Annotated in this window: 12 protein-coding genes and 3 tRNA genes; 5 read left to right on the top strand and 10 right to left on the bottom strand. The window is 72.5% G+C overall.

The window, feature by feature from the left end; translation table 11 throughout:
• Nucleotides 1–27: 27 nt before the first annotated feature.
• From rpmG to ACFWFZ_RS06965, 3 genes are all read right to left on the bottom strand, one after another.
• Nucleotides 28–192, bottom strand: a complete 165-nt coding sequence (rpmG, locus tag ACFWFZ_RS06975; protein ID WP_007265873.1) for a 50S ribosomal protein L33 — start codon at nucleotides 190–192, stop codon at nucleotides 28–30.
• Between the two features lie 88 nt (nucleotides 193–280).
• Nucleotides 281–353 (bottom strand) — tRNA-Met (locus ACFWFZ_RS06970).
• Between the two features lie 48 nt (nucleotides 354–401).
• Nucleotides 402–474, bottom strand: a tRNA-Thr gene (locus ACFWFZ_RS06965).
• 381 nt (nucleotides 475–855) lie between these two features.
• On the opposite strand from ACFWFZ_RS06965, the gene ACFWFZ_RS06960 reads away from it, so the two are divergent.
• Nucleotides 856–2,124, top strand: a complete 1,269-nt coding sequence (locus ACFWFZ_RS06960; protein ID WP_387117768.1) for an amidohydrolase family protein — start codon at nucleotides 856–858, stop codon at nucleotides 2,122–2,124.
• A gap of 47 nt (nucleotides 2,125–2,171) precedes the next feature.
• Complete coding sequence (locus ACFWFZ_RS06955) at nucleotides 2,172–2,828, top strand: SDR family oxidoreductase (RefSeq protein WP_387117765.1); 657 nt, start codon at nucleotides 2,172–2,174, stop codon at nucleotides 2,826–2,828.
• A 47-nt stretch (nucleotides 2,829–2,875) separates the two neighbouring features.
• On the opposite strand, the gene ACFWFZ_RS06950 is transcribed toward ACFWFZ_RS06955, so the two are convergent.
• Nucleotides 2,876–3,235 carry a DUF3574 domain-containing protein gene (locus ACFWFZ_RS06950; RefSeq protein ID WP_387117762.1) on the bottom strand — a complete coding sequence of 120 codons (360 nt, stop codon included), beginning with the start codon at nucleotides 3,233–3,235 and terminating at the stop codon, nucleotides 2,876–2,878.
• 205 nt (nucleotides 3,236–3,440) lie between these two features.
• Nucleotides 3,441–3,522 (bottom strand) — tRNA-Tyr (locus tag ACFWFZ_RS06945).
• A 263-nt stretch (nucleotides 3,523–3,785) separates the two neighbouring features.
• Between ACFWFZ_RS06945 and ACFWFZ_RS06940 the strand changes: the two genes are divergently transcribed.
• From ACFWFZ_RS06940 to ACFWFZ_RS06930, 3 genes are all read left to right on the top strand, one after another.
• Nucleotides 3,786–4,274 carry a YajQ family cyclic di-GMP-binding protein gene (locus ACFWFZ_RS06940; RefSeq protein ID WP_030653550.1) on the top strand — a complete coding sequence of 163 codons (489 nt, stop codon included), beginning with the start codon at nucleotides 3,786–3,788 and terminating at the stop codon, nucleotides 4,272–4,274.
• Nucleotides 4,275–4,469: 195 nt separating this feature from the next.
• Entirely contained in the window at nucleotides 4,470–5,897 is a 1,428-nt protein-coding gene (locus ACFWFZ_RS06935) for a SulP family inorganic anion transporter (protein WP_387117758.1), read from the top strand.
• Between the two features lie 18 nt (nucleotides 5,898–5,915).
• Nucleotides 5,916–7,151, top strand: a complete 1,236-nt coding sequence (locus ACFWFZ_RS06930) for an APC family permease (RefSeq protein WP_387117755.1) — start codon at nucleotides 5,916–5,918, stop codon at nucleotides 7,149–7,151.
• Here the strand turns inward: ACFWFZ_RS06930 and ACFWFZ_RS06925 are convergent.
• The 5 genes from ACFWFZ_RS06925 to ACFWFZ_RS06905 all read right to left on the bottom strand — a co-directional run bounded on the left by ACFWFZ_RS06925 (nucleotide 7,135) and on the right by ACFWFZ_RS06905 (nucleotide 12,299).
• Nucleotides 7,135–7,668 (bottom strand): SMI1/KNR4 family protein, encoded by a 534-nt coding sequence (locus ACFWFZ_RS06925; protein WP_387117752.1) that lies wholly within the window; start codon nucleotides 7,666–7,668, stop codon nucleotides 7,135–7,137. The genes ACFWFZ_RS06930 and ACFWFZ_RS06925 overlap by 17 nt on opposite strands.
• A 77-nt stretch (nucleotides 7,669–7,745) precedes the next feature.
• A complete protein-coding gene (locus ACFWFZ_RS06920; RefSeq protein ID WP_387117749.1) occupies nucleotides 7,746–8,138 on the bottom strand; it encodes a YccF domain-containing protein in 393 nt (130 codons plus the stop codon).
• Nucleotides 8,135–8,998 (bottom strand): zinc metalloprotease HtpX, encoded by an 864-nt coding sequence (gene htpX, locus ACFWFZ_RS06915; protein WP_387117746.1) that lies wholly within the window; start codon nucleotides 8,996–8,998, stop codon nucleotides 8,135–8,137. The genes ACFWFZ_RS06920 and htpX overlap by 4 nt, the downstream gene beginning before the upstream one ends.
• A 206-nt stretch (nucleotides 8,999–9,204) precedes the next feature.
• Nucleotides 9,205–10,749 carry an NADH-quinone oxidoreductase subunit N gene (locus ACFWFZ_RS06910; protein WP_387117743.1) on the bottom strand — a complete coding sequence of 515 codons (1,545 nt, stop codon included), beginning with the start codon at nucleotides 10,747–10,749 and terminating at the stop codon, nucleotides 9,205–9,207.
• Nucleotides 10,746–12,299, bottom strand: a complete 1,554-nt coding sequence (locus ACFWFZ_RS06905; protein ID WP_387118375.1) for a NuoM family protein — start codon at nucleotides 12,297–12,299, stop codon at nucleotides 10,746–10,748. Before ACFWFZ_RS06905 ends, ACFWFZ_RS06910 begins: the two co-directional genes overlap by 4 nt.
• Nucleotides 12,300–12,305 lie beyond the last annotated feature (6 nt).

The following is a 12,305-nucleotide window of genomic DNA, read 5'->3' as shown; positions in this document are numbered from 1 at the left end:
GTGCCTGTATTCGAGACTTCGCTGGGGTCAGCGGGTCTCGCGGTGCGCGGTGTGCGAGTTGCAGCGCGGGCAGTGCTTCTTCATCTCCATGCGGTCCGGGTTGTTACGCCGGTTCTTCTTGGTGATGTAGTTCCGCTCCTTGCACTCCACGCAGGCCAGCGTGATCTTCGGGCGGACGTCGGTGGCAGCCACGTGAGTGCTCCTTGACGGACTATGGGACGGATGAACGCATAAAAGAGTAGCCGATCGGGAGACCGACCCCGCAATCGGCTACTGTGGGTAGCGGCGACCGGACTTGAACCGGTGACACAGCGATTATGAGCCGCTTGCTCTACCGACTGAGCTACGCCGCTTTGATGTGATCAGCTCCCCACCCGAGGGTGGGGAACCTCTCTCACCAGAGCCCCAATGCGGAATCGAACCGCAGACCTTCTCCTTACCATGGAGACGCTCTACCGACTGAGCTATTGGGGCGAGCGATGAAGACATTACACGGTTGCCAGCCGATCGCCCAAATCCTTTGCGAGAGCTGGGCTCCGAGGCGGTTCGGACACCCCTCTTGATCAACCCGCAGGCCACTCCCGCCCCTCTTCTCCCGCCGTTTGTGTGCGGGCTCACACCTCCCGCGCTCTCCGCGGCCGCGGGGCCGACACGTACGGCCAGGGCAGGGGCGGCAGGACGGCGAAGGGGCGCACGCGCGGGCGCGGACGCCGCCGGGCACCACACCGGTACGACTATTGCCCTCTTCCGCGAAGCGGGGTGCGCCGCACCCTAGGCTCTGAGCACGCTGCGTGATCTTGGGCCGCGGGCCGCGGCCACGGCCCCAGGAACCGCCCGAGCCACCGCAGGAGCGCGATGTCCGACAGCCAGCCGCAGCAGCCGTCCCCGTCCCCCCGCGGCGGCAACGGCAGCGCGGCCGCCGCCGAAGCCACCACCCTGCTCCTCGCCGGGGCCCGCCTCACGGACGGCCGTACGGTCGACGTCCGCCTCGGCGGCGGCCGGATCCAGGCCGTCGGGACCACGGGGAGCCTCTCCTCCCCCGTGCTGTCCCGGGTGGACCTCAGCGGCTACCTGCTGCTCCCGGCGCCCGCCGAGCCGCACGCCCACGGGGACACCGCGCTGACCGCAGACGGCGACGGGCCCGTCTCGTACGCGCCCGACGAGGTCCAGCGCCGGGCCACCGAAGCGGCCCTGCTCCAGCTCGGGCACGGCGCGACCGCCATGCGGTCCCACGTGCGCATCGGCGACGTGCACGGGGTCGGCCCGCTGGAGGCCGTGCTCCAGGCCCGGCGCTCCCTGCGCGGGCTCGCCGACCTGACCGCGGTGGCCGTGCCCCGGCTGCTGACCGGCGTGGCCGGGGCGGACGGGCTGGCCATGCTGCGCGACGCGGTCAAGATGGGTGCCTCGGCGATCGGCGGCTGCCCGGACCTGGATCCGGACCCCGCGGGCTTCCTCGAAGCCGTCCTGGAGCTCGCCGACGAGCACGGCTGCCCCGTGGACCTGCACACGGACGGTGACGACCCGGCCCGCCTCGCCCGGCTCGCGGCGATGGCGGGCGGTCTGCGCCCCGGGGTGACCATCGGCCCCTGCGGGGGCCTGTCCCGGCTTCCGCTGGACGCGGCCGCCCGCGCCGCCGACCAGCTGGCCGCGGCCGGCGTACGGGTGACCTGCCTGCCCCAGGGCGACTGCGCGGCCCTGGAACGCCGCGGCCTGCGCGCCGCCCCCGTACGGCTGCTGCGCGCCGCCGGCGTACGGGTCGCGGCCGGCAGCGGGGCGCTGCGTGACGCCGGGAACCCGGTGGGCCGAGGCGACCCGCTGGAAGCCGCGTACCTGCTGGCCTCCCAGGGCGGCCTGCGCCCCGCCGAGGCCTACGACTCCGTCAGCGCGTGCGCCCGCGAGGCCATGGGCCTGCCGGAGGTGCGGGTGGAGGCCGGCTTCCCGGCGGAGCTGCTCGCCGTGCGCGGCGAGCAGATCGCGGGCGTACTGTCCCTCGCGTACAGCCGGATCGTGATCCACCGCGGGCGGGTGGTGGCCCGTACGAGCGCCGTACGGGAGTACTGCGACTCCGCCGTCGCGGTGGCCCTGGACCTGCCCCGGCAGGGCCGCACGGAGCCCGGCCCGTAGGGGTGTCTTCCCGGGCGGGGGCGCCCGGGAAGTCGTACCGTCGGGGCATGCGCATCGTCATCGCGGGTGGACACGGTCGGATCGCGCTGCGGCTGGAGCGCCTGCTCGCCGCACGCGGGTACGAGGTCGCGGGCATCATCCGCGATCCCGAGCAGGGCGACGACCTCAGGGCGGCGGGCGCGGAACCGGTGCTCTGCGATCTGGAGTCGGCCACGGTGGAGCACGTGGCGGGGATCCTGCAGGGCGCGGACGTCGCGGTGTTCGCGGCGGGCGCCGGCCCCGGCAGCGGTGCCGGGCGCAAGGACACGGTGGACCGGGGCGCGGCGGTGCTGTTCGCCGACGCGGCCGAACGGGCCTGTGTACGCCGCTTCCTGATGGTCTCTTCGATGGGCGCGGACGCCCATCACGAGGGCGACGAGGTGTTCGACGTCTATCTGCGGGCGAAGGGCGACGCCGACGACCACGTACGGACGCGGCTGGGCCTGGAGTGGACGGTCCTGCGTCCGGGCTCGCTGCTCGACGACGCCGGGACGGGGCGGGTCCGCCTGGAGGTGCGCACCGGCCGTGGGGCCGTCCCGCGCGACGACGTGGCGGCGGTGCTGGCCGAGCTGGTGGAGACGCCCGCGACGGCGGGCCTGACCCTGGAGCTGATCTCCGGACCGACCCCGGTCGAGGTGGCCGTCAAGGACGTGGCGGGCAACTGACGGCCCGGCGGGAAGGCCGGATCAGGGCCGGCCTCCCCGCCGGTGGATCAGAACTGCGCTGCCACCTTGTCGTCGGAGCGGCCGACCGAGTCCTGCTGGTAGCGGCTCTCGTACGCGTCGCGGATCCGCTCGATGCGCACGCTGCGGTCGTCGGCGTCCTTCTCCGGGTACAGCAGGACCACTTCGTAGGACGCCTCACGGACGATCTTGCCGTTCTCGCCGCGCCACTGGCCGTACCCGTCGTGGAGGGTCAGCCCCTCGGGGAAGGCGGGGGTGATCTCCTGGTCCAGGAACCGCATGAAATCCCGCTCCGCGACCGGGTCCCCGCCGTCGGTCCGTTCGGTGCCGAAGTACAGCCGGGTCTCCCGGTAGGGCTCCCCCACGTCCGTATGCAGGGCGGCTCCCATCAGAGCCGGAATCCCCGCGCCGAGCAGGGCGATGAGTACCCCGCCGCCGACCTTTCCCCGCGTGTCAGATGTCCATTTCACCCACGGTGAACGACCGCAAGCCCCCGACGATGCGGCCGCCACCCCCACGGCAAGCCCCCGGAGCCGGAAACGAAGGAACCCCCGTCCACTGCGTTTCCGCAGATGAACAGGGGTTCCACTCGCGTGGCGGCGCCAGGATTCGAACCTGGGTAGGCTAAGCCGACGGATTTACAGTCCGCTCCCATTGGCCACTCGGGCACACCGCCATGGGATGTCGCCTTCGAGGCCGCTTTCCCGCGGTTCTCCCTGGCAACGACGTAAACGATACCTGATGACCGGGGGTGCTTCGCCACCGGATTGATCAGCGCCGCGGGTGGGTGCGGCGCAGGTGCCGTGACCGCCCGGGTTCACAGGGTCACGCCACCCGGCAAACCTTTCCGGCCACAGCACTAGGCTTTGCCGAGCGGTCCGGGGTTGTCCGGCCGCGCCCTCCGGGGTGATCGCAATCGACTTCAAGGAGCCACAGCACATGGCCGACTCCAGTTTCGACATCGTCTCGAAGGTCGAGCGGCAGGAGGTCGACAACGCCCTCAACCAGGCCGCCAAGGAGCTCTCGCAGCGCTACGACTTCAAGGGCACCGGCGCCACCATCGCCTGGTCCGGCGAGAAGATCCTCATGGAGGCCAACTCCGAGGAGCGCGTCAAGGCCGTCCTCGACGTCTTCGAGACCAAGCTGGTCAAGCGCGGGATCTCGCTCAAGGCGCTGGACGCCGGTGAGCCGCAGCTGTCCGGCAAGGAGTACAAGATCTTCGCCACGATCGAGGAGGGCATCTCCCAGGAGAACGCCAAGAAGGTCGCGAAGATCATCCGGGACGAGGGTCCGAAGGGCGTCAAGGCCCAGGTCCAGGGCGAAGAGCTGCGCGTCAGCTCCAAGAGCCGCGACGACCTCCAGGCCGTCCAGGCCCTCCTCAAGGGCAAGGACCTGGACTTCGCGATCCAGTTCGTGAACTACCGCTGACGCAGGTCCCCGACCTGCCACCACGCCGGCCCGGCGGTCCTCACCGACCGCCGGGCCGCGGTGGTTCGCGGGGCGTGCGTGCCGGGCGTGTGCGGCGCACGCGCTACCGCGGGCTCCCATGGGCACTTGGGCGGCGGCGAGTGCGCCCAGCACGGTGGGTGGCATCACACTCACCGCGTGGCAGGGGGTTCTCGCATGCCTGGGGCCGGCACGTTTCGCGCAGACTTCGGGGCGTCCGTCGTCGTCGCACTGGTCGCCGTACCCCTGTGCGTGGGGGTGGCGGTCGCCTCCGGGGTCCCCGCCGAACTGGGGATCGTCACCGGGGTGGTCGGGGGGCTGGTCACCGGCTGGTTCCGCGGCAGCTCCCTCCAGGTGAGCGGGCCCGCCGCCGGGCTCACCGTGCTGGTCTACGAGGCGGTGCAGGCGTACGGCGCGGCCGCCCTCGGGGTGCTGGTGCTGGCCGCCGGCGCGCTGCAGCTGGGCATGGGGGTGCTGCGGCTCGGGCAGTGGTTCCGGGCGATCTCCGTGGCCGTCGTGCACGGCATGCTGGCGGGTATCGGGCTCGTGCTGATCTCCGGGCAGCTGTACGCCCTGGGCGACGCGCAGGCCCCCGGGCAGACCCTGGCGAAGCTGGGCGGCGTGCACGGGCTGGCGGCTCGGGCCGACTGGGCCGCGGTGCTGCTCGGGGTCGGGACCATAGCCGTCATGGTCGCGTGGCGGCGGGCACCCGCCCGTCTGCGGCTGCTGCCCGGCGCGCTGGTCGGGGTGGCCGCCGCCACCACCGCGGCCGCCCTGCTGCGGCTGCCTGTCGAGAAGGTGCGGGTGACGGGGGTCCTGGAGGCCGTGTCCCCGCCCGCCTGGGGCGAGTTCGAGGTGCTGGCCTCCGTCGGCGCGGTCGGGACGGTGGTGGCGCTGGCGCTGATCGCCTCCGCCGAGACCCTCTTCAGCGCCGCCGCCGTGGACCGGATGCACGACGGACCCCGGACGGAGTACGACCGGGAACTGATCGCCCAGGGCGTCGGCAACGGTGTCTGCGGGCTGCTCGGGGCACTGCCGATGACCGCCGTGATCGTCCGCAGCGCCGCCAACGTGGAGGCCGGCGCCCGCACCCGGGCGGCCCGGGTCATGCACGGCGGCTGGCTGCTGCTCTTCGCCGTGCTCCTCCCCCAGGTGCTGGAGAGCGTGCCGCTCGCCGCTCTGGCCGGGGTGCTGCTGTACGCGGGCTGGAAGCTGCTGCCGGTCAGGGCGGTGGCGGCGCTGTGGGGCACGCACCGGGGGGAGGCGGTGGTGCTGGTCTCCACGGCCTGCGCGATCGTCGTCACCAACCTCTTCGAGGGGGTGCTGGTCGGGCTGGGGCTGGCCATCGCCAAGGCGGCCTGGGAGACCTCCCACGTGCACGTCGAGGAGGTGTGGGAGGACGGGGAGCTCTGTGTGCGGGTCGTGGGGAACGCCAGCTTCCTGCGGCTGCCGAAGCTGCTCGACGCACTGGAGGCGCTGCCGCACGGGCAGCCGGTGCGGCTCGACCTGAGCGGTCTGCGCCACCTCGACCACGCCTGCCTGACCGCCCTGGAGGAATGGGAGCGCAGCCGGACGCCCCTTCCCCGCCGCGAGGGCGTCATCTAGACCCGTTACCCTCCCGGCGTGACAGATGAGTTGAAGCGCACCCTGGGCGTTTCCGACGCGGTCGTCGTCGGGCTCGGCGCGATGGTGGGCGCCGGGGTCTTCGCCGCCTTCGCCCCGGCCGCGGGGGCCGCGGGCGGGGCGCTCCTGACCGCTCTGGCGGTGGCGGCCCTCGTGGCCTACTGCAACGCGCACTCCTCGGCGCGGCTGGCCGCCCGGTATCCGGCCTCCGGCGGCACGTACGTGTACGGGCGGGAGCGGCTCGGCCCCTTCTGGGGATATCTGGCCGGCTGGGGGTTCGTGATCGGCAAGACCGCGTCCTGCGCGGCGATGGCACTGACGGTGGGTGCCTACGTCTGGCCCGGGCGGGAGCACGCCGTGGCCGTGGCGGCGGTGGTGGGGGTCACCGCCGCGAGCTACGGCGGTGTCGAGAAGTCCGCCCGGCTCGCCCGGCTGATCGTGGCGGCGGTCCTGGCGGTGCTGGCCGGGGTGGTCGCGGTGTGCCTGTCCTCGGGTGCGGCGGCCCCGGGGCGGCTGAGCGGGCCGGACTGGACCGCCTTCGGGCTGTTGCAGGGCGCCGGTCTGCTGTTCTTCGCCTTCGCTGGCTATGCGCGGATCACCACCCTGGGCGAGGAGGTGCGTGACCCGGTACGGACGATCCCGCGCGCGGTGCCCATCGCGCTGGGGATCGCCCTGCTGGTGTACACGGCGGTGGCGGTGGCACTGCTGTCGGTGCTCGGCGTCGAGGGGCTGGCGGGGGCGTCGGCGCCGCTGGCCGACGCGGTCCGGGCGGCCGGCGCGCCGGGACTGGCGCCGGTCGTCCGGGTGGGCGCGGCCCTGGCCGCGCTGGGCTCTCTGCTGGCCCTGGTGCTCGGGGTGTCGCGGACCGTGCTGGCGATGGCCCGGGACGGCCATCTCCCGCGCGCGCTGGCCGCCGTACACCCCAGGCGTCGGGTGCCGCACCATGCCGAGCTCGCGGTGGGAGCGGTCGTGGCGGTGCTCGCGGCCACCGCCGATCTGCGGGGCGCGATCGGCTTCTCCTCCTTCGGCGTGCTCGCCTACTACGCGATCGCGAACGCCTCCGCGTGGACTCTCGATTCAGGTGTCAAGGGGCGGGCCGTGGCGGCGGTCGGGCTGTCCGGCTGTGTGGTGCTGGCCTGTGCGCTGCCCCTCGCGTCGGTGGTCGCGGGGGCCGCCGTGCTGGCTCTGGGCGCGTTGGCGTACCAGGTGCGCGGCCGGCTCAGATCCGGGATCTGAACTCCGGCCAGGGGGCGAGTTCCAGGTCGTGGTCCTGCCCCAGGGCGGACTCCTCGCAGAACCACGCGGTGCCGTCGAGCCAGCCGCGCAGCCAGCCCGCCAGGCTCGGGGCGTCGACGGACCAGGCGAGGTCGGGCTCCCCGGTGTTCGGGTCGAACAGCAGGACCTGGGCGGTTGCGGATCTGCAGTCCACGCAGGCGTACACGGCGCAGCCGAGGTCGGCCACCGGCAGGACGGCCTCGGGCCACCGCCAGCCGGAGGCGCGTCGCGCCTGGTAGGCGGCGAGGGCCTGACGCAGTGGCAGCAGCCCGCGCTCCGGGCCGAATCCGCCGTCTGCGACGCAGGTGTAGAGCTGGCCGAGCAGGGGCGGCAGGGCGACGCCGAGTATGTCCTCGGCGCGGGCGATCTCCTCTGCGCCCAGGGGCGCCGGCAGGGGCTCTCCGGGCCTTCCGGGCCCGTGCGCGCAGTGGCGCGCACGGGCTGCGACTTGCTCCAGCAACTGCTCGGTCTCGTTCATGCGTTCATGGTGGCGCACCCCACCGACAGCCGCCCCGGCCTGTGGACAACTCCTGACCAGGCCGCGTCAGACGTGTGTCACCGGGAGGCGAACGGAGCGTCCGTGGGGACGATTTCACGGCCCAGCGGGAGCAGGGAGAGCGGGACCATCTTGAAGTTGGCGATGCCGAACGGGATGCCGATGATCGTGACGCAGAGCGCGATGCCGGTGACGATGTGGCTCAGCGCGAGCCACCAGCCGGCGAGGACGAGCCAGAGCACGTTGCCGACGCAGGACCCGGCACCGGCGTCGTGGCGCTCGACCGTGGTGTAGCCGAAGGGCCAGAGGGCGTAGACGGCGATGCGGAAGGCGGCGATGCCGAACGGGATGCCGATGATGGTGATGCAGAGGAGCACACCCGCGAGCACGTATCCCAGGAACAGCCAGATTCCGCTGAGGATGAGCCAGATGACGTTCAGGATTGTCTTCATTGGCGGCGGCCTGCCATCTGTTCGAGCCGGGCGATGCGCTCGGCCATCGGAGGGTGGGTCGAGAACATCCTGGTCAGCCCCTGACCGGGGCGGAAGGGGTTGGCGATCATCATATGACTCGCCGTCTCCAGCCGTGGTTCGGGCGGCAGCGGAAGCTGCTTGGTCCCCGCGTCGAGCTTGCGCAGGGCGCTGGCGAGGGCCAGCGGGTCCCCGGTGAGCTGGGCGCCGGAGGCGTCGGCCTCGTACTCGCGCGAGCGGCTGATGGCCAGCTGGATCACGGACGCGGCCAGCGGGCCCAGGATCATGATCAGCAGCATGCCGAGCAGGCCGGGGCCCTCGTCGTCGTTCGAACGGCCGACGGGGATGAGCCAGGCGAAGTTCACCAGGAACATGATCACCGAGGCGAGCGCTCCGGCCACCGACGAGATGAGGATGTCGCGGTTGTAGACGTGGCTGAGCTCGTGGCCGATGACCCCGCGCAGCTCGCGCTCGTCGAGGATGCGCAGGATGCCCTCGGTGCAGCAGACGGCGGCGTTGCGCGGGTTGCGGCCGGTGGCGAAGGCGTTGGGAGCCTCGGTGGGCGAGATGTAGAGGCGTGGCATGGGCTGGCGCGCGGACGTGGAGAGCTCACGCACCATGCGGTAGAGCTGGGGCGCCTCGAATTCGCTGACGGGACGGGCACGCATCGCGCGTAGAGCGAGTTTGTCGCTGTTCCAGTACGCGTAGGCGTTCGTCCCGAGTGCGACGAAGACGGCGACTATCAGGCCGGTCCGGCCGAAGAAGCTGCCGATGAGGATGATGAGTGCGGACAGCCCGCCGAGGAGTACGGCGGTCTTGAGCCCGTTGTGCCGGCGGTGCACGGTACGCCCTCCAGGTGGTGCGGCAGGGGAGCCCGTCATGGATGTGAGGGCCTACGGTCCAGTGGACCCTCCCTTCCTGGTCAACGCGAGGTGAGGGCGTCTGGTTCCCAGGGCGTGCCGTGACGCGGGCCCACCGCCGCCCCCTCGGCGGGGCGGCGGGGCCGGCGCGTGCGTTGCTCCGTACGGGCAGACCGGCCCGGGACGGGCTATTGCGTGAAGAGGCTCCCCGACGCGACGCGCAGGACGAGCTGCGGGGCACCCGAGAGGACGACCGCGGTGACCGCGGTCGCGACGATGGCCGCCGCGACCGGCCAGGGGGCCTTCGTACGGGCCGGTGTGACGGCCTCCGGGGCCTGTGCGCCCTCCGGCGCGCGGAAGAGCAGCGCCGTCCAGCGCAGGTAGTAGTACAGGGCGATGACCACGTTGACCGCCATGAGCACGGCCAGCCAGCCCAGGCCCGCGTCGACGGCGGACTGGAAGACGGTGACCTTGGCGAAGAGCCCGATGATGCCCGGCGGCAGGCCGGCCAGGCAGAGCAGGAAGAAGGCCAGGGAGAGGGCGGCCAGCGGGCGCTCGGTGTACAGGCCGCGGTAGTCGCTGATCCGGTGGAGCGGCTTCGTACGGGCGACGAGGGCGGCCACGGCGAAGGCGCCGAGGTTTACGGCGGCGTACATGAGGGCGTAGGCGAGGGTGGCGCCGATCTGGTCGCGCTCGGAGTACGCGGCGGCGGCGATCGGGACCAGCAGGTAGCCGGCCTGGCCGACCGAGGACCAGGCGAGCAGCCGTACGGCACTGTTCGGGCGGTCCGCGGACTGGCGCACCGCGGCGGCGTTGCCCAGGGTCATGGTGAGCGCGGCCAGGACGGCGATGGCCGGGCCCCAGACCTGCGCGTACGCCGGGAAGGCGATCACCGTGACGAGGATGAGGCCGGTGAAGCCCACGGCCTTGCCGATCACCGAGAGGTAGCCGGCGATGGGCAGGGGGGCTCCGACGTAGGTGTCGGGGACCCAGAAGTGGAAGGGGACGGCCGCGGTCTTGAAGGCGAAGCCGACCAGGGTGAGCGCGACGCCGGCCATGGCGAGGGTGTCGAACTGCCCGGGGACGTCCTCAAGGCGGTCGGCGACCTGCGTGAGGTGCAGCGAGCCGGTGACGGCGTAGACGAAGCTGACGCCCATCAGCGACACGGCGGTGGCGGTGACGGAGGACAGGAAGAACTTCAGGGCGGCCTCGGAGGAGAGCCGGTCGCCGCGCCGCATGCCCACGAGGGCGAAGGCGGGCAGGGACGCGACCTCCAGCGCGACGATCAGGGTGGCCAGGTCGCGGGAGGCGGGCAGCAGGGCGGCGCCGGCCGCGGAGGAGAGCAGCAGGAACCAGTACTCGCCGGCGGGCATCCGCGTGTCGCGCACGGCGGTGACCGACAGCAGCGCGGTGACCAGGGCTCCGGCCAGCACCAGGAACTGGACGACCACCGTGAAGTGGTCGGCGGTGTAGCTGCAGGCCTCCGGGTCGGCGGTGAGGCAGAAGGTGGAGCGGTCGCCGGCGCGCAACGGGATCAGGGCGGCGGTCGCGGCGGCCAGGCCGGCCACCGAGATCCAGCCGAGGACCGCCTTGTGCCGCTCGGCGACGAAGAGGTCGGCCACGAGGACGGCCAGGCCGACGACGGCGGTGATCACCACCGGCGCGATGGCGAGCCAGTCGACGGACTGGACCAGGCTGGGGGTCTCGGCCGCCAGGACCGTCAGGGCCGTCATGAGTTGCCTCCTGCGAGGAGCTGCTGAACGGCCGGGTCGGTCAGGCCGAGGAGGAGCGCGGGCCACAGGCCGGCGAGGACGGTGAGGGCGACGAGCGGGGTCCAGGCGGCGTACTCGTAGCGGTGGACGTCCGCGACGGCGAGCTCGGGGCCGGCCGCGGGGTCTCCCATGCAGACGCGCCGTACGACGACCAGCAGGTAGGCGGCCGTGAGCAGGGTGCCGAACGCGCCGACGGCCGTGTACGTGAGGAACGCGGCCCGGGGCAGGCCCTGGGCCGGGTCGAAGGCGCCGAAGAGGGCCAGCATCTCGCCCCAGAAGCCGGCGAGGCCGGGCAGGCCCAGGGAGGCGACGGCTGCGAAGGCGAGGAGCCCGCCGAGGCGGGGGGCGCGGCCGTAGAGGGCGGCGCCGGTGGCTCCGGCGAGGGTGTCGAGGTCGGCGGTGCCGTAGCGGTCCTTGAGGGCGCCGACCAGGAAGAAGAAGAGGCCGGTGATCAGACCGTGGGCGATGTTGGCGAAGAGGGCGCCGTTGACTCCCGTGGGGGTCATGGACGCGATGCCGAGGAGGACGAAGCCCATGTGGCCGACGGAGGAGTAGGCGATGAGGCGCTTGAGGTCGCCCTTGTTCCCCTTGCGGGCCAGCGCGAGGCAGGCGAGCGATCCGTAGACGATGCCGACGACGGCGAAGGCGCCCAGGTAGGGGGCGAAGGTGGCCATGCCGTCGGGGGTGACGGGGAGCAGGATGCGGACGAACCCGTATGTGCCCATCTTGAGCAGGACGCCCGCCAGGAGGACGGATCCGACGGTGGGGGCGGCGGTGTGGGCGTCGGGCAGCCAGCTGTGCAGGGGCCACATCGGGGACTTCACGGCGAGGCCGATGCCGATGGCGAGGACGGCCAGGAGCTGGACGGTGTGGGACAGTTCGCGGCCGTTGTCAGTGGCGAGTGCCACCATGTCGAATGTGTCCGCCGTCACACCGATGAGGAGGAGGCCGAGCAGCATGACGACGGAGCCGAGGAGCGTGTAGAGGATGAACTTCCAGGCGGCGGCCTGCCGCTGGGCACCGCCCCAGCGGGCGATCAGGAAGTACATCGGGATGAGGACCATCTCGAAGGCGAGGAAGAAGAGCAGCAGGTCGAGGACGGCGAAGGTCGCGAGGGTGCCGGATTCGAGTACGAGGAGCAGCGCGACGAAGGCCTTGGGGGAAGGGCCTGCGGGGAGCTTGAAGTAGCTGTAGAGCGCGCAGAGGAAGAACAGCAGCGCGGTCATCAGGAGGAGGGGGAGCGAGATGCCGTCGACACCGAGGTGGATCCGGACGTCCAGTGCCGGGATCCAGCTGATGTCCGTCGTCGCCTGGAAGCGGGACGGGGCGTCGTGGTCGAAGCCCAGGGTGAGGGCGGTCGCCGCGGCGAGGATCACGCCGGTCACGGTCACGCCGTGGCGGAGCACGGCCTGCTCGGGGCTGCGGCCCCTGAGGCCGGGCGGGGCCGGCAGGAGGGCCGCGGCGGCGCCGAGGAGCGGGGCGGCCAGCATGAACGCCAGAAGGAACTGCATCACGGA

The organism is Streptomyces sp. NPDC060232 (genome assembly GCF_042726555.1).
Classification (GTDB): domain Bacteria; phylum Actinomycetota; class Actinomycetes; order Streptomycetales; family Streptomycetaceae; genus Streptomyces.
The sequence above is the reverse complement of the archived record's forward strand: the minus strand, read 5'-3'. Positions and strand labels throughout refer to the sequence as shown.